19 protein-coding genes are annotated in these 21,387 nt (G+C 63.0%); 7 read left to right on the forward strand and 12 right to left on the reverse strand.

From position 1 onward, the window contains the following. Positions 1-121: 121 nt before the first annotated feature. The 10 genes from CRO48_RS03640 to CRO48_RS03685 form a co-directional block, all read right to left on the reverse strand. On the reverse strand, positions 122-1,045 hold the full coding sequence (locus CRO48_RS03640) for an MYG1 family protein (protein WP_097136384.1): 924 nt from the start codon (positions 1,043-1,045) through the stop codon (positions 122-124). Positions 1,046-1,152: 107 nt separating this feature from the next. Then, entirely contained in the window at positions 1,153-2,622 is a 1,470-nt protein-coding gene (locus CRO48_RS03645; protein WP_097136386.1) for a sensor domain-containing diguanylate cyclase, read from the reverse strand. Positions 2,623-2,819: 197 nt separating this feature from the next. Then, the gene (locus CRO48_RS03650) at positions 2,820-4,115 is read right to left on the reverse strand and encodes a hypothetical protein (RefSeq protein ID WP_097136388.1); all 1,296 of its coding nucleotides are present in this window, start codon (positions 4,113-4,115) and stop codon (positions 2,820-2,822) included. 41 nt (positions 4,116-4,156) lie between these two features. Continuing rightward, positions 4,157-5,170: a zinc-dependent alcohol dehydrogenase gene (locus tag CRO48_RS03655; RefSeq protein WP_097136390.1), complete on the reverse strand. Its 1,014-nt coding sequence runs from the start codon at positions 5,168-5,170 to the stop codon at positions 4,157-4,159. A gap of 3 nt (positions 5,171-5,173) precedes the next feature. After that, the gene (gene hisD, locus CRO48_RS03660; RefSeq protein WP_097136766.1) at positions 5,174-6,502 is read right to left on the reverse strand and encodes a histidinol dehydrogenase; all 1,329 of its coding nucleotides are present in this window, start codon (positions 6,500-6,502) and stop codon (positions 5,174-5,176) included. Positions 6,503-6,533: 31 nt separating this feature from the next. Continuing rightward, a complete protein-coding gene (locus CRO48_RS03665) occupies positions 6,534-7,334 on the reverse strand; it encodes an ABC transporter permease (protein WP_097136392.1) in 801 nt (266 codons plus the stop codon). After that, entirely contained in the window at positions 7,331-8,275 is a 945-nt protein-coding gene (locus CRO48_RS03670) for an ABC transporter permease (protein ID WP_097136394.1), read from the reverse strand. The genes CRO48_RS03665 and CRO48_RS03670 overlap by 4 nt, the downstream gene beginning before the upstream one ends. A gap of 68 nt (positions 8,276-8,343) precedes the next feature. Beyond that, complete coding sequence (locus tag CRO48_RS03675; protein ID WP_097136768.1) at positions 8,344-9,459, reverse strand: ABC transporter substrate-binding protein; 1,116 nt, start codon at positions 9,457-9,459, stop codon at positions 8,344-8,346. Between the two features lie 33 nt (positions 9,460-9,492). Then, entirely contained in the window at positions 9,493-10,623 is a 1,131-nt protein-coding gene (locus CRO48_RS03680; protein WP_097136396.1) for an ABC transporter ATP-binding protein, read from the reverse strand. Positions 10,624-10,936: 313 nt separating this feature from the next. Continuing rightward, positions 10,937-11,704 (reverse strand): SDR family NAD(P)-dependent oxidoreductase, encoded by a 768-nt coding sequence (locus CRO48_RS03685; RefSeq protein WP_097136397.1) that lies wholly within the window; start codon positions 11,702-11,704, stop codon positions 10,937-10,939. Positions 11,705-11,829: 125 nt separating this feature from the next. On the opposite strand from CRO48_RS03685, the gene CRO48_RS03690 reads away from it, so the two are divergent. After that, entirely contained in the window at positions 11,830-12,942 is a 1,113-nt protein-coding gene (locus tag CRO48_RS03690) for a histidinol-phosphate transaminase (protein WP_097136399.1), read from the forward strand. A gap of 29 nt (positions 12,943-12,971) precedes the next feature. Here the strand turns inward: CRO48_RS03690 and hutC are convergent, their stop codons facing one another. Then, complete coding sequence (hutC, locus tag CRO48_RS03695) at positions 12,972-13,700, reverse strand: histidine utilization repressor (protein ID WP_097136401.1); 729 nt, start codon at positions 13,698-13,700, stop codon at positions 12,972-12,974. A gap of 140 nt (positions 13,701-13,840) precedes the next feature. Then, complete coding sequence (locus CRO48_RS03700) at positions 13,841-14,635, reverse strand: helix-turn-helix transcriptional regulator (RefSeq protein ID WP_176526643.1); 795 nt, start codon at positions 14,633-14,635, stop codon at positions 13,841-13,843. Between the two features lie 125 nt (positions 14,636-14,760). Between CRO48_RS03700 and CRO48_RS03705 the strand changes: the two genes are divergently transcribed. The 6 genes from CRO48_RS03705 to CRO48_RS03730 all read left to right on the forward strand — a co-directional run bounded on the left by CRO48_RS03705 (position 14,761) and on the right by CRO48_RS03730 (position 21,357). Beyond that, positions 14,761-16,101, forward strand: coding sequence for a glutamine synthetase family protein (locus tag CRO48_RS03705; RefSeq protein WP_097136405.1), 1,341 nt, complete (start codon positions 14,761-14,763; stop codon positions 16,099-16,101). A gap of 37 nt (positions 16,102-16,138) precedes the next feature. Next, a complete protein-coding gene (locus CRO48_RS03710) occupies positions 16,139-17,290 on the forward strand; it encodes an ABC transporter substrate-binding protein (protein ID WP_097136407.1) in 1,152 nt (383 codons plus the stop codon). Between the two features lie 81 nt (positions 17,291-17,371). After that, positions 17,372-18,466 (forward strand): ABC transporter ATP-binding protein, encoded by a 1,095-nt coding sequence (locus CRO48_RS03715; protein WP_176526644.1) that lies wholly within the window; start codon positions 17,372-17,374, stop codon positions 18,464-18,466. Positions 18,467-18,468: 2 nt separating this feature from the next. Then, on the forward strand, positions 18,469-19,344 hold the full coding sequence (locus CRO48_RS03720; protein ID WP_097136411.1) for an ABC transporter permease: 876 nt from the start codon (positions 18,469-18,471) through the stop codon (positions 19,342-19,344). Then, entirely contained in the window at positions 19,341-20,177 is an 837-nt protein-coding gene (locus CRO48_RS03725; RefSeq protein ID WP_097136413.1) for an ABC transporter permease, read from the forward strand. Before CRO48_RS03720 ends, CRO48_RS03725 begins: the two co-directional genes overlap by 4 nt. 16 nt (positions 20,178-20,193) lie before the next feature. Further along, entirely contained in the window at positions 20,194-21,357 is a 1,164-nt protein-coding gene (locus tag CRO48_RS03730) for an iron-containing alcohol dehydrogenase (protein WP_097136415.1), read from the forward strand. Positions 21,358-21,387: the final 30 nt, after the last annotated feature.

Below are 21,387 nucleotides of genomic sequence, written 5' to 3' on the forward strand. Positions count from 1 at the left end.
CTGCAGGTTCCGACACGCACGACACAGCGCCGTGCGGCCGCTTCTGCGTCTGCGCGCCGCCTCATGTCCGATATCGCGCTACCGGATCAGATCAAATTCATGCCGTGCGAGCGGGTGGCGATTACGCCGGCAGAGCCTGCGCGACGGCGAGCCGTGCCATCTCCAGCACCGCGTCGCGAGTCTTTGCCGCCGCGATAAAGCGACCGTTGTGGCAGAAGGTTGCCTCAGCTACCCCGCAGACCGCCGCGAGATCTGCGCCGGTCAAACCTGCCCAGGCCAACGGCAAATCGGCGCGAAGCTCAAATCCTTCGCCGGACCTTCGGATTCCGGTCAGGCACCAGTCATTCTCGCGGGGGTGCACGACAAACAGCAGATGATCGGCGCCCGCCTTCACGATCGCGGGACGGAAGGGCATACCCATCGGAAGCTCCAGCACGTGACCGTCTCCCGTCTCCGCAATCGCCTCCATCACGATCGTTTCGGCCCGCAGTTTCGCAGCACCTTGCCTTATGCTTGCCTCCACGAAACTGCGAGCGATCGACAGCGCGCCGTGGAATGCGCGGTCGCCGGCATCCGGCTCCTCGTCGTCGAAGACGGGCTTGAGCGTCTCGAGCAGGACAGGCAGCGTGAGCTTGCCCATCACACCGGCGCCCGATGGGCTCACGGCGCCGTTGTCCATCAGGTCGACGGGAAGGACGAAATCCAGGTCGAAGCGCGCATGGAGTGCTTCGATGTCTGCGGCGGGCACGCCGTGGGCCTCCAGGTAGCCCCGCCCGAACTGGCGCCAGATCAGGCCAAAGGAACTGAATGGCTGGCTGTCTTCGCGCAGCGGCGCTCCGCGCTGGTGGTGATCGAAAATTCCGGCACCGGGATCGTAGGCGCCGCCGACATCGTAGATGATCCTGTCACTGCCCGGCGTAACCCACTCAGGCGCGCGGCTGCGTACGATTTGAGCAGCAGGAAAAAGGCGGGTGAGAATGACGCTGGACAGCAGCTCATCCGCATGGAAGCCGCCGGAATGCGTTACGAGAAAGTCTGGGGCCATGCTGCTCAACCTATCAATAGCTTTACGTGTCCGATCATGCGCGTCGGATATCGGTTGGATGGCGGCAGTTCAAGGCTTGTACGATTGCCGGAGATCCAGGCTGGTGATCAGGCGCGCCGCGCCGACCGACCCTTCGCAAGCTCGCCGGCGCCATCGGCCTCGTAGTACTCCCTCTTGCGCTCGTACATTTGCATGTCCGCTCGCTTTATGACGTTCTCGATTGCTTCACCAGGCTCGCTGGTCGCCGCACCATAGGACATGCGCAAGGGAGCGCTGGAGTAGAACTGGTTGTTGATCTTGAGCAGTTCGTTGATGGTTTCGGTCATTGTCGCCACCCCCTTCGCATCCGCACCGGGCATAAGGACAGCGAACTCGTCGCCGCCGATGCGGCAGGCATAGTCGGGATGGGACACGGCGCCATTCAGGATCTCGCCAAACCGGCGCAGCAATGCGTCGCCCGCATCGTGGCCCAGCCGGTCGTTGGCCTCCTTCAGACCGTTGAGGTCGAATATGATCACCGAGACGGGGCGAAGCAGCTTCCGTTCAAGGCGATTGATCTCCTCGGCATAGAAGGCTCGGTTATAGAGCTTGGTCAGGACATCGTGCTTGCCGAGATATTCGAGATAGGCCTCCGCCTTCTTGCGCGCCGTAATGTCGGTGAGCGCCACCTGTACGCGCGTCCAGTCGCGTTCGTGACCTGGAAACACGGAGAAATGCAGCAGGATGTGCCGCACGGTGCCATCAAGCGCATAGTTCACCACTTCGCGATGATGGTGGAGGTTTCCGTTCCACAGCTCCATGAGCTGCTCCCGGAATGGCTTCTCCATATCGTCGCGGAAGACCTCGCGCAGACGTTGCAGCAGCTCGTTGCGCTCGGTGGCGCAAAACAGCTCAAGCGTTGCGCGATTGACGTCGATGACGCGAATCTCGCTCATGCATTGGCGCACGAACTCGGGATGAACGTCCATGAAGGTGCGAAAATCAACGATGCCGCGGGCTCGAATGTCTTCGAGCAGCGCCCTGATCCGGCTGAAATCCTCGATCCACAAGGAGACCGGCGAGTGTTCGAAAATGCCCTCCGCATGCCGCCGCTGCTCGGCCTCCGCCCGACGCGCATCCTCGCGCGCCGTGATGTCCTCGGTGGTCAGGAGCAGTTTGCCAAGCGAAGCCTCGTAGCCGGGCAGAACGGCCCCGCGAAGCTGGATGTCGAGGCGGCGGCCGGAGATCGTGTAGTTCGACGTGGTGCTCTCGAAGACGCGTTCGCCATCGAAAAGCTTGGCCAGCTCGATCACATGCGTCTTGAGCATGTCGTCGCGAAAAATGGTCGACAGGTTGGCACGCAGATGGTCGATGTCATCGGCCTCGAAGAGTTCCAACGTCTTTCTGTTCACGTCCAGCACCCTGATGCGCCGGGAACACTCCGCGACGCGGCTCTGGTCCTCCCCCAGAAATGCCCTGATGTCCGTCACGCCCTGCGAGCGCCATATGTCGAAGAGGGCCTGGACCTCGCTGAAATCCTCTATCCACATCGCCGTCGGGGCAAGATTGAAGATATCGGAATCGAAAGTCTCTGACATGGGACACCCGGGTTTGGGGAAGTGCTACGCCATCTATGGCGGTGTCCCTTCTTATCCTCAATAGGTAAATCGAGGTTGAAGCGTCGTCATGAGTGGCGATTGAGCATCGACAAGCCGAGAAGGGAGAATGCGGCGGCGGCGCAGAGGACCGTTCCTACCCGGCTTCCAATCACGACAGGCAAACCGGCATCTCGCCGTCAGGCGCGCCCGGGATCGATCGCATCGAAAAAACGCGAAAGCATGTCATCGCCTGCGACGGGCTCGCTACCGGCCATCACCGCCATCGACAGGCCGATGGCCGAGGACACCGGATTGTGGTGGGTGGTGGCCGACGCACGAAGGTTCATCACCAGCGTCGGGCAGAGAAACAGACCGAGCCGGATCACGCGCCGCCAGTCGGCCGGCAACATGCCGCGGCGCGCCAGTTCCCCAAGCAGGGGCCGCCACATGGCCTGCGCCTTGACGTCCAGCAGTTGCCGGCGGACCGGGCTTGGCTCCCACGAGCTCGACACGCGAAGAACGCCGTCGGCATATGCCGCGCTCGCCTCGTACCGCTCGGCGGCCAGCGCCGGGTCGTAAAGCCATAGCGGGTGGGCGAGGATGTTGTGGAAGGTCGTCTTCACCTCGGCCAGCAGGGTGGGAATGTGTTCGCCGGCGAAGGCTGGGTCGAAGAAGGAAAGCGTCGCCTCGCCGCCCCGTTCCCGATACCAGACATTGGCGTTGTGCGCGTCGCCATGCGCCGTGACGCCACCCGCATCGGCAAGCCGTGAAGGCTGCAGGCGCTCGAAAGCCTCGTCGAACAACTGGCCGACGGTATCGCGATACTCCACCCCGTTGACGACGAAGCGGCTGGTGGAAAGCGCCTCCCAGTCCAGCGTGGCGCCGGGAAAGGCAAAGTCCTTTCCGACATAGAAGCTTGCAAGCCGGCCGCCCGGATAGCTTCCTGCCGGCGGGTCGATCAGCCGCTCGAAGAACAGCCGGTGGACGGGCTCGGCGGAAACCTCCTGCGGGGTCACTGGATGCAGCGTCTTCAGGTAGACGTCGAGCACCGCTTCGTTGAGCTTTCGCTCGGCGGCGACGGCGCGCGCCGCCTTCTGCGCGTCATGCTCCAGATCGAGCGCCCGCAGCACATCGGAGAACCGCGGATCGGTGCGCCGCTTGTAGACAAGGATCTGTTCGCCCGGCAGGACGGACATCAGCACCGGCTGGTCCACCGGCAGACCGGCGCGCGCCAGGATGTCGGCACGATAGTATTCGCCGGTCATCGCCTCCTCGCCCTCTTCCTGATGGAACTTGAAGAAGAACTGGCCGTCGACGGTGTCGAAAAATCCGTTCAGCGAATTCAAGCTGTACTGGTCGTGGTTGATGGCGAGGTTGAACGGCTCGATCGCAAACAGATCGCGCAGCAGGTCGGCAAGCATTGCCTCTGCAGCGCCATCGGCGTCCTTCGCGTGCATCCTTATCTCGGCGGTACGGCTGGCGGGCTTGGTCATGCTGGGAGCTCCAGTCCTGGTATTGGGGGCATGCGGCCGCGTCAGTCCGATATCTCGACGATGGTCTTCAGCCTTGAACCACCGCCCTTGAGGAGACGTTCATAGGCGTCCGGCACCGCATCGAGCGTATCCAGCACCTCGGAGAAGCGCGTGAGCGAAGGTTCGAGGCCCGGCAGCATCGCAACGGCTTCGGGCAACTCGTCGACGAACGCGTGGCATCCGACCAGCGAAATCTCGCGCTCGACCAGAATGTTTGGATCGAAATCGAGCTTCCCGTGGCTGATGCCGACCAGTGCCAGCGCGCCGCCGCCGGAGAGGAGGTCGATCGCCTTGGCGATGGCAGGCACGCTTCCCGTGGCATCGAGCGCAAAACGTAGTCTTTTTCCATCAAGCGCAGCGTCGATTGCAGTGGCATCGAGTGCCACCGGCACGCCACCGGTCACGTCGGCCACCATCTCGACGCGCTCGGCGTTGAGATCGGCGAGCAGCAAGGGCCCATTGCGCAGTTGCGACAGCAGAAGCGCGCCGAGCCCGCCGATGGTACCGCATCCGACAACCAGCACCGGCTCGCCTTCGGGCGGATTGAGCCGCCGGATGGCGTGGAGCGCGACGGCGAGCGGCTCCGCCATGGCAGCGACCCGTGGCGAAAGACCGGCGTCGTGGCGAACGAGCAGCCGGGCCGGCAGCTGGACCTCCTCGGCAAAGCCGCCGTCGCAGACCTCGCCAATGAAACCCAGCTTTTCGCAGACATTGCTGCGGCCACTGCGACAGGCGGCACATTCACCGCACCACATCCGCGAATCGGCTGCGACCACGTCGCCGATCGCAAGGTGGCTGACCCCTTCGCCGATCGCGGTGACGCGACCGCAAAGTTCGTGCCCCGCCGTCGACGGGCGCCGACTGATCCACTGGCCGGTGCGATAATTATGAAGGTCGGAGCCGCAGATGCCGGCCGCCCGCACCCGGAGATTGACATGGCCCGGCGGCGGGGACGACGGAGCGTCCACCGTCTCCACCCGCAGGTCCAGCGCATCATGCAGCCGCACGGCCTTCATCGGTCACGCGCCTTTCTTCAGATAGGCGTCGCGCACAGGCGAAACCGCCAGCGCGTGTGAGGAGAAGCCCTCGTAGAGTGCGAGATTGTGGGAGTGCTTCGCGAATTCCGGATAGGCCGGAGCGGTGACGTATCCGATCGAGCTGCGCTTGACGAAATCGGTGACCGAAAGCGGCCCGAAGGTCCGCGCCCAGCGGCTCGTCGGCAGCACGGCATTCGGTCCAAGCGAGAAGTTGGCGATGCTGACCGGCGTATGCGTTCCCATCAGGATCTCGGAAGCTTCGGTGATATGACCGAGATGGATGAAGGGTTCGGTCGAGAGTAGTTCAAGATGCTCGGGCGCATAGGCGTTGACGAACTCATAGCTCTCCTGGATCGACGAGGTCAGCACCACACCACCCGTCTTTCCGGTCAGAACGGCCTTGGAGAAGCCGACGCGCTGCTCTGTCATCTTGCTCCAGTGCTCGGGAAGCGCGGCGATTGCCTCTTCGGCAACGCGGCGGCTGTGCGTCACGAGGTAGGCCGAGGAATCCGGGCCGTGTTCGGCCTCGATCAGGAGATCGAGCGCGGCGAGCCCCCCATGCACCGTATCGTCTGCAAGGATCATCACTTCCGAGGGGCCGGCAGGCAGGCCGGTATCGATGACGCCCGAGAGCGAGCGCTTGGCAGCGACGACCCAGGGGCTGCCGGGGCCCACGATCTTCAGCGCCGGCTTGACGGTCTCCGTGCCGTAGGCGACTGCCGCGACCGCCTGTGCGCCGCCGACCTTGTAAACGGTCTCGACGCCGGCGAGACGGGCTGCGACCAGCGTTGCCGCGTCGACCGAGCCATCCGGCGCAGGCGGCGTGACGATCGCAAGGTTTGGCACGCCGGCAACGACGGCCGGCACGGACGTCATCATCGTCACCGAAGGGAAGGAACCCTTGCCGCGCGGCACATAAAGCGCCACCGACTGAATGGGGGTGAAACGGTCGCCTGCGAACGCACCCGGGCGGATCTCCTTCAGCCACATGGCCTCCGGTTTCTGCTCCTCGTGGAAATGGCGGATGTTGTCGATCCCGAACTTGATGGACTCGACAACGCTGTCGTCGACGAGCTTGAACGCTGCATCGAACTCAGCCTCCGTCACCTTCAGGTTCGCTTCGGTGACATCTGCCTTGTCGAGCTCACGGCCGAAACGGGCCAGCGCCTTGTCGCCCTCTGTCCGCACCGCCTCGAGAATGGGCGCCACCTTTTCGATGAAGCTGGAAATATCCGTCTCCGAGCGGCGCAGCAGCGCCGCCTTCTCATCGGCGGTCAGCTTGGAATATTCGTAGAAAGAGACGTCAGTCATCGTCGTGTCCTTGATGAGCGGCCCCAAGGGGTCATTTCGATTTGAGGAAAATGTCGAGACCGACAAGGCGGTCCAGAAGCGCGATCGCAACGCCTGCGCAGGCGATGAAGACCACGGAGATGGCGGCGAGGTCCGGCGTGATGATGGAGCGGATCGAATTGTAGATCTGCACCGGCAGGGTGACGCTGCGCGCATCCACCAGAAGCAGGCTGACCAGGAACTCGTTGAGGGCCAGGATGAACATCAACAGCGAGCCGGTGATGATGCCAGGCAGAACAGCCGGGAGGGTGATGTAGAGAAACCGCTGCAGCGGCGGGGCGCCGCAGTTGGCGGCCGCCAGTTCCAGGTCGGGGCTGAGGTTGGAGGCGCTGGCCGTGACGGCCCAGATCATGAAGGGCAGGTTGATCACGCAGGTCGCAATCCCGACGGGCCAAAGCTTACCGAGCGCGCCCATCTCACCGAACACCAGCATCATGCCGATACCCGATCCGATCAACGGAATGGTGAACGGCAACAGCAGGTAGATCTGGATGGTACGGGCGAAGCGGACGCGGTACTTCGAAAGTGCGATGCCGGCCAGCGTTCCGACAGGGATCGCGATCAGCGTGCAGATCGTCGCAACGATCAGCGACCGGACGAAGGCCTGCCGAAGGTCGCTCGCCTGCGCGATGGCGCCGTACCACTTCAGCGACAGCCCTTCCGGCGGAAAGGTGATGATGTTTCCGGCAGTGAAAGACGCCCCCAGCACGACGACGGTGGGTGCGGACAGCATGACGAGAGCCGTTATGACGAACGCCCAGATGACGATGGACTTGCTGCGGCTCCCGGTCATTTGCGTTCGTCTCCCATGGCAAGCGTGCCGGCGCCGAACAGCATGAAGACGACGCCGACCAGGATGGAGCCGACGGCGACCAGCAGCAGTGACAACGTGGCACCGAGCCCCTGGTCCGAGGTGCGGAAGAACTGGTCGTAGATGGCGTTGGCGATGAAGTCCTGCGAGCCGCCACCCAGGATCGCCGGAATGGCGAAATCGGTCAGCGACAGCGTAACGACAACGAGGCCGGCGCCGACGAGGCCGGGACGGGCAAGCGGCAGCACGACGTGGCGGAAGGTGCGGACCCAGCCGGCACCCAGCGAACTTGCCGCCGATTCCAGCTCAGCCGGAATAGCAGTCAAAGCAGGTGCCAGCATCAGAACCGCAAAGGGAAGCATGTACTGTACGAGGCCGAACAGCACGGCGGGGTAATTGTAGAGAAGGCGCATCGGCGGCACGCCAACGAGGCCGAGCGCCTCGTTCACCATTCCCTGGTTGCCGAGAATGATCAACCAGCCATAGGCGCGCACCACCTGGCCGATAAAGAAGGGAAGGAAGAGCGCCACGAGCAGGAACTTGCGCAGGGCCGAGGACGGTGTGCGCACCATCAGATACGCGTAGGGAAAGGCGAAGATCAGCGTGACGACAGTGACGATCACCGCCCCCACGAGGCTGCGTCCGGCAACAGTGGCGAAGAACTTCTCGCTGAGCGCGCGCTGATAGTTCGCGAGTGTGTAGTTCTCCGACATCATGAAGGTGCTGGTGTCCAGCGTTCTAAGGCTGGAGTCGCCGATCTGGATCAGCCCGAGGACCAGAAGCCCCACGAGCACGACCGCCGGCAGCAGCATGAGATAGGGAAGGCCTCGCTGGAAACTTGACGGCCATACGGCGGCCGCAAGGCGCTCCAGCACATCCATGACGCGCCACGTCAGCGGATATGCGGCACGGGAATGGCGCATGGGTACCGATCCTCGCAATGCAAACAGAAGGCCCGCCGCCAGAGGGGAAGCGACGGGCGGGCGGGGCCTCAGCCCTGCATGATTTCCTTGAACTTGGCGAACCACTGGCTCTCGTTCTCGACCTGCACCTTCGAAGAGATGCGGATGAGATGCTTGAAGTCCTCTTCGGTGGTCGGGTAGGACGGATCGCCAACGAGATCGGCCGGCGGCGTCAGGCCCGGGACCACGCCCGGCAGACCGAGACCGTCGAGCCAGACCTGCTGGGCTTCCTTGGTCAGCGCGTGATTGATGTACTGCTTGGCCCAGTAAAGCTCGTTCTCCGGCAGGCCCTTGGGAATCCAGAGGCCATCCGTATCGAACTTGGCGCCTTCCTCCGGCACAACCCATGCAAGCTCGATGCCGTTCTTCCTGGCTTCGCGCGCATTGGTGGAGATGGTGCAGGCGGCGTCGATCTCGCCCTTCTGGAACCAGGTGGTGAAATCCGGATCTTCGCCGAGCAGCGGCTGCTGTTCTTTGATTTTCGCGATAAAGTCCCATGCCGGCTGCATGTTGCCAGGAATGTCCTCCAGCTTGCCGCCGCCGGCAACCTGTGCGGGGAAATGGAAGCCGATGCCGTCGTTATAGAGCGCGATGCGGCCCTTCAGCTTGGGATCGAGCAGGTCCTTCCAGGACTTCGGCGCGCCGTTGGGGAAAGCCGACGGGCGATAGGCGAGAACGTAAACGTAGCCGTAGGTGTTGACGATCGGATAGCCGTCGAGGCCGACCGGCTTGGCGAGATCGGTGGTGTTCTTCAGGTTCGGCAGGTCGGAGAGATCTTCGGTCACGCCGCGCAGCGCCGACTTGGTCGCGTTCGTCGTCGTGTCCCAGTTGATGTGGATCGGCGGCACGCGGCCCTGTGCGACAGCGGCCCAGACCTTCGGCTGGATCTCGTTGTCCTCGGTCAGGTCGTGGCGAACAGCGATGCCGGTCATCTTGGTGAAGCTGTCGGAAACGCCGGCCTTCAGGCTATCGACCCAGCTGCCGCCCCAGGCGCGCACGATGATTTCGGAAGGCTTCTCAGGCTCCTGCGCAAAAGCCTTGCTGACGCCGAGCGTCGACAGGCCGGCAGACGCTCCGACGGCGGCCATGGAGCCGAGCAGCGTGCGGCGGCGGATTTGAGCGGACAGGATCTTATCATTCGGCATCATATGTTCTCCTCTGAATGGACCGTGCAGCGGTCACTTCTTGAATACATGCATGTCTTTCGCATTCCACCCGAGCCGGACATTCTCGCCCGGACCGAACTGCAGGTGCGATACCGGATCGTGGTCGAACACGCGAAGGATGGCGCCACCGAGCGCCGGCACCGTCACCTCGTAGACCATCCGCTCGCCTTCGAAAATGGAATCGGTGACCTGTCCCTCGACAATCGTTTCCAGACCTTCGAGCGCGGTACGCGCAGAAGCGATGCGGATCTGCTCGGCGCGGACGGCACCGGAACAGGCGGAACCGTCGACGAGCGGAGCGCCATCAGCGGCAACGACACCCGCCAGAACCTGACCATTCGATTCGACACTCACCGTCGAGCCGGAAATCGCCGACACCTTGCCGTCGATGAAATTCGTGACGCCGATGAAATTGGCGACGAAGGCGTTGGCCGGCGAGCGGTAGGCATGCACGGGCTGGGCCTTCTGCTGGATCTCGCCGCCATCCATGACGATGACTTCATCCGACACCACCAGCGCCTCGCGCTGGTCGTGCGTGACATTGATCGTGGTGACCCCGAGCTCCCTCTGGATGCGCCGGAATTCTAGCTGCATCTCTTCGCGCAGCTTGCGGTCGAGTGCGGCCAGCGGCTCGTCGAGGAGGAGCAGATCCGGCTCGAACACGAGGGCGCGAGCGATCGCGACGCGCTGCTGCTGACCACCCGACAACTCGTTGATCCGCCGGCCACCATAGCCGCCGAGGCGGACGAGTTCCAGGTAGCGCTCCACCTTCTCGCCGATCGTGCGGGCATCGTGACGGCGCATCTTCAGCGGAAAGGCGACGTTTTCGGCGGCCGTCATATGGGGGAAAAGCGCCAGCTTCTGGAACACCATGCCAATCGCACGCTTGTGCGGCGGCACCGCGCTGACCGGCTGGCCGTTGATGAAAATCTCGCCGCTGGTCGGCTTGTCGAAACCGGCGATCATGCGCAGAAGGGTGGTCTTGCCGGAACCGGAAGGCCCGAGGATCGTCAGGAATTTTCCCTTCGGCAGATCGAAAGACGCGCTTCTGACGGCATGGACATTCCCGAAGACCATTCCGACATCCTTGACGGAGACGGCAATCGCGCCGGCCTTGTGGAGATCGGTGGAAACAATGCCCATGTCATTCCCCTGCTCTTCCCTCACCTGCGGCGCATGGCGCCACCAGGTCAAGGGCTCGTTTCATCCGACCGGCAGACACTCCCATCCGCCAGCGGGATGGATGATGTATATACATATTGAGCCGGCCACCGTCAACGACAATTGCGTAAATTTTGCACTTGCACAAAAGACGCACACAATTTGTGCAGATGCAAAATACGCCATCAATCCAGGTTCTGTCTTTGCCGCAGCAAGCGAAAAAGGCAAGCGCGTTGGAAGGGTGAAGGCGCAGTCTTCCGCAACTGTGCTGTCGAATAGCGCGATCGTGATGACTTCAGATCGAGGAGAGGTAGCCGCCGTCGACGGGTATGCAGTGCCCCGTCACATAGGCCGCCGCCTCGCTGCAGAGGAACACGGCGACACCGCCTATGTCCCCCTCCCCGCCGAAGCGGCCCTGCGGAATCCGCGACAGCATTCGGGACTGCCAGTCCTCGTCCTGATAGAATACCTCCGTCATCGCGGTACGGAAGTACCCGGGCGCGATCGCATTGACGCGAATGCCGTGCGGAGCCCATTCCGTCGCAAGCGCCCGCGTCATGCCGAGGAGACCGGACTTGGAGGCACCGTAGGGCACAGCCGTCGGCACGCCCACATAGGACGTCAACGAGCAAAGGTTGACCATCGCGCCGCCGCCACGCTTTGCCATGATGCGGCCAGCCGCCTGCGCACAGAAGAAGGAACCCTTCAGGTTGATCGAGAGGATCGTGTCCCAGATCGCTTCGTCGAGGTCCAGCGACGGCTGCACGTTCTCAAAACCGGCATTGTTGACGAGGATATCCAGCCCACCCAACTGATCGGCGGCTGCGGCCGTCACCGCCCGGCACGATTCCACGTTGCTCACGTCCTGGGCGAGCGCGATGCATCTGCGCCCCGCCTTCTCGACCAGCGCCACCGTTTCAGCAAGATTTTCGACCTTGCGCGCCGTCACGGCGACATCCGCGCCGGCCTCGGCCAGGGCAACGGCAATCGACTGGCCGATGCCGCGGCTGGCGCCGGTGACAAGGGCGAGGCGTCCGGTCAGATCGAAGTTGGGGCGGGTCATGGCTGCTCCTTTATAATCCACCGTGGGATGACAACACTTTCCCGAAATAATGTCTATACATATATACAGGAGTCGATTCCTGCCCTATGACTTGGAGCAAAATCGCTTCCCATGGAGTATGCAATATGGCCGACGTTTCGAGCACCATCCGCGCGGAAGTCCGTTCGCTCGCACCATACAATGCCGGGCTGACGCTGGAAGAGGTCCGCACACGTTATCAAGTGGATCGTATCGCCAAACTCGGCTCCAACGAGAACCCCCTCGGCCCCTCGCCCCGGTTGCGGAAGCTCTTTGCCGACATCGGCGATCTCGCGCGACTCTATCCCGATCCGCAGGGTCGCGCCCTCTGCGCAGAGATTGCCGGACACTTCGGCGTCGGCACCGGGCAGGTCATTCTAGGAAATGGCTCTGAGGATCTGATTGCGGTCGTTTGCCGCTCGGTCGTGCGTCCCGGCGACACGGTTGCAACGCTCTATCCGTCCTTTCCGCTGCACGAGGACTATGCGACACTGATGGGCGGCATCGTCGAGCGCGTGACCGTGCGCGACGATCTGGAAATCAATCTCGACGCACTTGTCGCCGCCGCACGCCGCAAGCCGCGCATCCTGATGTTCTCGAACCCGATGAACCCCGTCGGAAGCTGGCTGTCCCCGGCGGGGCTCAAGACGGTTATCGAGGCCCTGGACGACGAAACGCTTCTCGTCGTCGACGAAGCCTATGCGGAATATGCCGCAGGCGAGGATTACCCCTCCGCGGTCGACCTGCTGGGCGAAACGGGCGCAAACTGGGTCGTGCTGCGCACCTTCTCGAAGGCCTATGGCCTTGCCGGCCTGCGCATCGGCTACGGGATCGCCAGCGGCGCAGATCTTTGCTCGTTCTTCGATCGTGCGCGAACGCCATTCAACACGAACGCTATCGCACAGGCTTCGGCGATTGTCGCCCTGGCAGACGAGGGCCATCTGCGCCTTTCGGTCGAACACGCGATTGGCGAGCGCGAACGGGTCCGAGAAACCCTGGAATCGTCCGGCTATCGCGTCGCGCCGTCGAAATGCAACTTCCTCTTCTTCGATGCGCGCGGGAACTCGACCGCCGTTGCGGAGGAGCTGTTGAAGCGTGGCGTTATCGTCAAGCCCTGGAAGCAGCCTGGCTTCGACGCTTTTATTCGCGCCAGCATCGGCTCGGCGGAAGAAAACGACCACTTCCTGGCCGCGCTCGAAGCCATCCGCGCCGGCCGGTAGTCCACCCCTCTTACTCTTACCTGAGGGTCCTACTGCGAGGCCGGAGTAAACCTGGCAACGAGCGCATGTTTGTCGCCCGGATAGGTGAAGCGGACCTGGGTGATGGGGCCGAGGCCGCTCCAGGTGCGACGTTCGACGACAAGGCAGGCCGCACCGCGCGCAACACCCAGAAGCGCAGCCATTTCGGCGGAGGCGGCGACCGCCTGGATGCGGTGCTCGGCCGTGCTCCACGGAACCTGGCTCAAAAGCCAGCGACCGGGCGAAACCTCCTTGAAGTCGGCTTCGCCCGCCTCGGGCACGTTCTCCAGGTTGATCAGGCGTTCCTCGACGCAGAATTGACGGGGCCCGGCAAAATGCGTGCAGACGATATCAAGCAGCTTCGCGCCTCCTTGCACCTCTAAGCGGCGCACATCTTCCGCCGAAGCCGTTCGCATGGAGCGCCGCGTGACCTGGAACGTATAGGGCAGGTTCAGCGACTTCACCTCTGCCTCGATATCGTGGATCTCGAGGACCGCCGATTGCGCCTGGGGCTGCTTGACGAAGGTGCCGGATTTCTTGCGTCGCTCGATCAGCCCAGCCTTGGCAAGCTGGGTCATTACCTTGTTTACGGTCATACGCGAGCAGTCATACTGGTCAGCGAGATCGACCTCGAACGGCAGGCGGTGGCCCGGCGGCCATTCGCCGGAAACGATCTTGCCCTCGATGTCGCTCAAGATGCGCTGATGCAAGGTCGCGTCCTTGCCATTCCTGTCCGTCACGTTTGGTCCGCCCTCTCTCTCGCTTTCCGGCTGATGTAGCGTAGCGCCTTCCAGAACCGAAACGAATTGTTGCAACCGATAGTCTGGCCGAGGCCGGATCCGGCAGCATGGTCATGATCAATCGAACCGGCCCTTAGAATCTACAGACCCGAGGACATTTGCTGGATAAACAGTCCGAAAAGTTCCGCCTGACTGGAAATGTTCAACTTCTGATGGATGTTCTTGCGATGGATCTTGACGGTGCCGGGCGCGATTTTCAGCGTTTCCGCAATCGAGGCGTTCGAATGTCCCCGCAGGATCAGCGAGGTGATCTCGACCTCGCGCGGCGTCAGTATTCCATTGGTCATCCGGCTCAAGGTCTCGTTGATCGGGTCGTGTGCAGCGGACGGCCGCGCCGTCACCGGCGCGTGGTCCGCCGAGCCCCAGTGCCCTTCACCAAGCGCGCGCAGCAAAGGCTCGGCATCCCGTATCGAGGCTAGGTCCTTGCGGCCGAAGGCGGGGGAGGTATTTGGGCGCGTAAAGCTGAAGACGACCCCCGCCCAGTTCGCTGGGCGGCACAGAATTCCGATCTCGTCGCGGATGCCGGTCAGGACATAGTGCCGCCGATAATATTCGGAGCTGAAGAAATGGTCGGGCGCCATGTCCTTCAGCCGCAGAATGCCGCCCCCCTTGCGATCCATCGCAGCGCTGTAGAAGGGGTCGAGCAGATAGGGCCCGGAGATGTAGGCGTCGATGACGGTGCGGGCGCGCAGCGTATCGATGTTGTGGTAACAGCAGACCGGTTTGTCGGCGCCGCTGTAGCCGAATACCATCAGGATGTCGAAATCCACGATGGTGGCGAGCGCGGCCTCCAGCCGTTTGCCGAAGGCGTTGGTGCCGACCGCTTCCATGGCCGTGGCGACCGCGCTGTTCCACGCCGCAAACCCTTTGTCCAAGAAATGCCCCTTCGCGTCCCCGATAGCCTTCGGGCGCAGACCACGCATGCCCTTCTATCCCCAAGGGGATATTTTCATGCCACAGGGCTCAACTCTAGGCTACCCCACACGTCGGGAAACAAGCCATGTCCAAGTCAAGAACTCCGTCCACCTTCGAAACCAGACTTCAGGAAATCGGTGCACGCGCCGTTCACATCGGCATGGTCGACCCGGCAGGTGAATTCCGCGACAAGCTGGTTTCGGCCGACAAGGCCGTCAAGCTTGCCGAGCAGGGCTATCCCTTCTGCGAAGTCCTCTATTTCTGGGATATCGCGGAGAACACCTATCGCGACGGCTCCTTCGTCGATCGCCCGGCAAAGCTGTTCGACGATACGATCCGGACTTATCCGTTCGCGGCCAACACCGCGCTCTGCCTTGCGGACTTCGATGGCGAATTCGGCCGGCGCACCCCGCGAAACGTTTGTCTGGCGCAATTGGAGCGCGCCGCCGAACTCGGTTTCGACGTCCTCGCCGCGTTCGAATTTGAGTTTTTCGTTTTCGACGAAACGCCCGAGAGCATGCGGGCCAAGCAATACCGCGATCTGACCCATTTCGCGCAGGGCAACCGCACCTATTCGCTGCAGACCTCCGCGCTCCATGGCGATCTCCTTTCGGGGCTGGAACAGGCGATGGCGACCATGGGTGTGGCGATCGACGCCATGCATACCGAGCTTGGCCCCGGCTGCTTCGAAGCGCCGCTGACCTATGCCAAGGGCATCAAGGCGGCCGACGACGCGATGCTGTTCAAGAACTTCGCCCGCGCCTATTTCGCCCGCAACAACAAGACGGTCAGCTTCATGTCGAAGCTGTCGCCAAAGCTGTCCGGCCAGTCCGGCCACCTACATCTTTCGCTGCGCGACCAGGACGGCAATCCAGTCTTTGCCGATCCGTCCGCGCCGGACGGAATCAGCGTCACGGCACGGCACTTCCTCGGCGGCCTGTTGAAGCTCATGCCGGAACTGCTGGCAATGTGTTCGTCGACGGTGAACGCCTACAAGCGGCTGGTGCCCGGCGCATGGGCGCCGACGGCAGCGAACTGGGGCGTACAGAACCGCACGGCTGCCGTGCGCGTCATCAACGACCAGCCGGCCAGCACCCGTATCGAATTCCGCGTTCCGTCCGCCGATACCAATCCTTATCTGGCGCTCTCCATGCTGCTCGGCGCCGGCCTGGCCGGCATTCGCGACGGCATCGAGCCACCGCCCGGCAGCGCGGAGGATTTCTACGCAGCAAGGCCCGCGCCGGAAGCGGTCTTCCCGCGCGACCTTCACGAGGCCTCGGCCCGTCTGCGGGCCAGCAAGACCGCCCGCGCGCTGTTCGGCGACGACTTCGTCGACAGTTTCACTGAGAACTGCGACGTCGAATTTGCCGAATATCAGCGGCAGGTGAGCGAATGGGAAGTCAGACGCTATCTGGGAGTGGTCTGAGCGCCGTCACAACGATCGAAGAAGGAAGGGAAAGATAATGAAAAAGGGAACAGCAGAAACCATGACAGGCACGGCCAGCCGTCGCTCGGTGCTCAAGGGCATGGGCGGCCTCGGCCTTGGCATCGCAGCAGCAAGCAGCGGCTTCCTCGCATCGCGCGGCAGCGCATCGGCGGCCGAGAGCCTCAACTACATGTGCTGGGAAGGCTACAACGCCCCCAGCATCCTCGATCCTTTCCAGAAGAAGAACGACGTATCGATCGCAATCGATCTGATCACCGACTCGGCCGGTGGCTTCGCCAAGCTCGCGGCCGGCGCGTCTCGCGATTTCGACCTCGTTTCCTCCGACAGCCCATGGATCCAGCGCATGGGACCGGCCGGCTTCTGCCGCTTCATCGACGACAAGGATTTCGCCGCGCAGTACGAGGATTTCTACCCGCAGTTCCGCGCCCCGTTCGAACCGCTGCAGTTCGAAGGCAAGGCAACGGGCCTTCCGACGCGCTGGGGCTGGGTCGGCCCGACCGTCAACACCAAGTTCGACAAGCTGGAGACCTGGTCCAGCTATGCGCCGGTCTTCGACCCGGCTTTCCGGGACAAGATCTGCCTGCTCGACTGGGGTGACTGGCCGATCATGCCGCTCGCGCTCTATGCCGGCGTCAACCCCTACGAGGAACTCGATCAGGCCGCGCTCGATGAAGTGCGCAAGGTTCTGCGCGCGGCCTTCAAGAATACCCGCGCCATCGTTGCCGACCTTGCCGTCGCGCAGAAGGGCCTCCTCGACGGCTCCTTCCGCGCCCTGATCGGCGGCGGCACGTACTGCACTTCATCGCTGCGCATCAAGGGCCATGACTACATCCAGTCCATCGTCCCCGAACCGAAGGACGGCCTGAAGCAGGGCATCATCTGGATGGAAGCGACCGGCCTGATCGACAACGGCAAGAACACCCAGGTCGCAGCCGATTTCCTGAAATACATCGTTTCGCCGGACGTGGCCAAGCAGCTCGCTATCACCGACGCAACCTGCAACCTGGTACCCAACAGCAAGGCCGAAGCGCTGTTCTCGGAAGAAGAGAAGAAGGCGTTGCAGATGGACTATATGTGGACGGCCTGGGACAACAGCCAGTTCCACACGGTCGCGCCGAACATCGACGACATGCTGGCGATCTGGCAGGAAGAACTCGCCGCCCGCTGAACCTGAGCGTATCGAACCCGACAGGCCTGCCCTCCTTGGCCGGCCTGTCCATACCCGTTGCAGATATCAAGGACATCGAGCTTGGTCAGCCCCATCATCGACGCCGCCAGGATTGTGAAGGACTACGGTTCGGCGCGCGCGCTTCACGGCGTCTCGCTGCAGGTCGGCGCCGGCGAATTCGTAGCACTCGTCGGCCCTTCCGGTTGCGGAAAGACGACGCTTCTAAAGATTCTTGCCGGATTCGAGGAACCGACCGACGGCCGCCTGGAAATCGAAGGAAAAGACATGCGCGGCGTCCCGGCGGCAAGCCGTCCGACGCGCATGGTCTTCCAGAAGCTCGCCCTCTTCCCGCACAAGACCGTGGCAGAGAACATCGGCTTTCCGCTGAAGCTGCAGAAGGTGCCGGTGGCGGAGACGAAAGACCGCGTGCGCGGGATGCTCGACCTAATGCATCTCAGGCCGGACTATCTCCAGCGCTATCCGGCCCAGCTTTCCGGGGGAGAGCAACAGCGCGTGGCGCTGGCCCGCGCGCTGGTGTCCCGGCCCGGCGTGCTCCTGCTCGACGAGCCGATGAGTGCGCTCGACGCCAAGCTGAAGAAATCCCTCCAGGCCGAGCTGAAGAAGCTGCATCGCGAGCTCGGCACCAGTTTCGTGCTCGTCACGCACGACCTGGAAGAGGCGATGATGCTTGCCGACCGAATCTGCGTCATGCGCGGCGGCCATGTGGTCCAGGTCGGCACCCCGGCCGACATCTACTATCGTCCGGCCAACATGTTCGTCGCCGGCTTCATCGGCGAGACCAATTTCTTGCCCGTCGCCGCCGTCCTAACGGCTAGCGGGGTGCAGGTCACCTCCCCCCTGACCCCCGGCGCCAGCGCTGAAATCGCAACGGAACATGTCGCACCGTCCCTGTCCGAAAAGGGAACCGCGCTGCTCGTCCGGCCCGAGAGCATCCGCATCGTCCGCAACGATGCCAAAGCCGGCGAATGGACGCTGGAGGGCGTGGTTGAGGAGTATTTCATCAAGGGCTCCTCGACACAGTACCGCATTCGCGTGCCCGGCCTCGAGGCGGCCGTGATCGTCGATCTCGCCGGCTCGATCGTGCTGCCGGCCCGCGTCGGCGAGACGGTCCGCATCGGCTTTGATCCAACCCAGGCCTTCCTTCTGTCGGAGTGAGCATGAAGATCGAAGACAAATACTGGAGGGATCCGGTCCTGCTCGCTGCCGTGGCGCCGCTTGCGGTCGTCATGATCGCCTTTTTCCTCGTGCCGCTCGTGATGACTGCGGTGCTGACCTTCCAGACCACGCAGTACTACCGCCTCTCCTGGAGCTGGGACCTCAAGATCTGGACGGAGGTCTTCTCCAAACCGCACTACTGGACGATCATGGTGCGCACGGTCGTCATGGCGCTGGTGTGCGTGGCAATCTGCATTGCCATCGCCTTCCCGGCCGCCTATGCGCTGGCTACCCGGCTGAAAACCTTCAAGACACAGATCCAGATCCTCATCATCTTCGCCTTCCTGACCGATGCGGTCCTCAAGACCTTTGGCTGGATTCTCATCCTCGACAAGAACGGTGTGGCGAACTGGCTGCTGATGCACATCGGCTTTCCGGCTGACGCGCTGAACCTCCTGTTTACGCCGGCCGGAACGATGATCGGCATGGTCTACAACCTCGTGGCCTACCCGATGTTCACCATCTACCTGTCTCTGGTGCGCATCGATCGCGATCTTGTGCTTGCGGCCTATGATGCCGGGGCTTCCCGTCTGCGGACCTTCTTCGAAGTGACGCTGCCACTGTCGCGTCCTGGGCTCTATTCCGGTGCGGTGCTGGTCTTCGTGCTCAGCCTCGGCGCCTTCCTGGAACCGAAGGTTCTGGGTGGCGGCACGGCGCCGCTTGCCTCCGAACTCATCCGCCAGAGCTTCGAAACGCGTGTGAACTGGCCGCTGGGTGCCGCACTCACCATGGTGCTCATCGTCATCGGCGCGCTGATGCTGGCGCTCTCGTCCGCTTTCGCGCTGCGACGCCGTTCTGCTCCCGGGAGGCCTGCATGAACGCCCAGCGCCTTCGCAACGCACTCGTCGATACGCTGCTTGTCGGAACGGTGGTCCTGTTGCTGCTGTTCTTCTATGCTCCCATCGCCACGCTGGTCGCGTTCTCCTTTACCTCGAGCCGCGTGCTGACGCTGCCCATCGAGAGCTTCTCGCTCGCCTGGTACGGCGAACTGTTCAGCAAGCCGGATTTCCTCCCGGCAGTCCGCAACTCGGCGGTGGTCGCAGCGGTCTCGACGCTCTTCGCCACCGTGCTGGGCACCGCCGGAGCCGTCGCCTGGATTCGCTACCGGTTCCGCATGCAGGCCGCGTTCCGCGCGCTCACCTTCGCGCCGCTGCTGTTCCCTCAGTTGCTGCTTGGCGTCGTCATGCTCCTGTGGTTCTCGGTGCTCGGCAGCTGGCTCGGCTTTTCGAACGGCCTCTTCACCGTCATCATCGGGCACGTCGTCTACATCACGCCGTTTGCGCTGGTCGTCGTGGCCGTGCAGGTCTACGGCTTCGACGAGACGCTGGAGGATGCGGCGCGCGATGCCGGGGCGAACGGCTGGCAGGTCTTCCGCGAGGTTACGTTCCCGCTTTTGTGGCCGGGCATCTTCTCGGCCGCCATCTTCGCCTTCCTTCTCTCCTGGGGAAATTTCTACATTTCCTATTCGCTCGCCGGAACCGCCCGCACGCTGCCGATTTTCGTCTACAGCGGAATCGCTGTCGGCTCATCGCCGATCTATCCGGCGCTGGCGACCCTCAATCTCGTGCCGGCCCTGCTGCTTGTCGTCACCGCCGAATTCCTTCGCCGGCGTGCGCTGAAGCGTCAGTCCTCCGGCAATCTTGCTTCCTGAAAACAAGGTTCCTGCCATGCCCCTCGATACGCCCGCGACAACCACCAACTGGAGTTTCCCGACCGCCGTACGCTTCGGCAACGGCCGTATTGCCGGCCTCGGCGAAATGGTTCGCGAACTCGGCGGCAGCCGGCCGCTCGTCGTCACCGATGCCGGCCTGAAGGATCTCTATCCGGTTCAGCGCGCCGTCGAAGCGTTGAAATCCGCGGGCCTGCCGGTCGCGCTCTATTCCGGCGTCAAGCCCAACCCGACGGGCGGCAATGTCGCTGACGGCGTTGCGGCTTTCCGCGGCGGAAATCACGATCTGGTGGTCGCGATCGGCGGCGGCAGCGCGCTCGATGCGGCAAAGGCCATCGCCTTCATGGCGCGGCAGACGGTACCGATCTGGGATCTGGAGGATATCGGCGACAACTGGAAGCGCGCCGAGACGAAAAACCTCGTTCCCGTGATCGCGATCCCGACGACCGCCGGGACGGGTTCGGAGCTCGGCCGCTCCTCAGTGATCACGCATGAGACAGAAAAACGCAAGGTTATCGTCTTCCATCCGCGCATGATGCCCGACGTCGTCGTGATGGACCCGGAATTGACCGTCGGCCTGCCGTCACACATCACCGCCGCCACCGGCATGGACGCGCTCTCGCATGCGCTGGAAGCATTCAGCGCGCCCTCCTTCCACCCGATGGCCGAAGGTATCGCGCTCAATGCGCTACGTCTCATCCGCAAATGGCTTCCGGTCGCCGTTCATCATGGTGACGACCTCGAGGCGCGCGGACAGATGCTGATCGCGTCGGGCATGGGCTGCGTCGCCCTGCAGAAGGGCCTCGGCGCCATCCACGCGCTCGCCCACCCGCTCGGCGCGCTCCACGACGCCCACCACGGCCTGCTGAATGCCGTGCTGATGCCCTATGTGGTCGAATTCAACACACCTGCAATCGCAGACAAGCTGGAATTGCTCGCCCGTTTCCTCGACCTGCCGCGCAAGGATGCGACAGGTGTGGTCGACTGGATCGTCGAACTGCGCGGTGACCTCTCCATTCCTGAGAAGCTGTCGGGCATGAGCCTGACGGAAATCGACGTGGACAAGGTTGCGACCATGGGCGTCGCCGATCCGTGCGCCGGCGGCAATCCCGTGCCGCTCGACGTCAACGGGCTGAAGAAGATCCTGACTGGTGCCGCATAGGAACTGCGAAGCGGGTGGCAAAGTTGCGCG

This window comes from Rhizobium subbaraonis (assembly GCF_900220975.1).
In the GTDB taxonomy this organism is placed as follows: domain Bacteria; phylum Pseudomonadota; class Alphaproteobacteria; order Rhizobiales; family Rhizobiaceae; genus Mycoplana; species Mycoplana subbaraonis.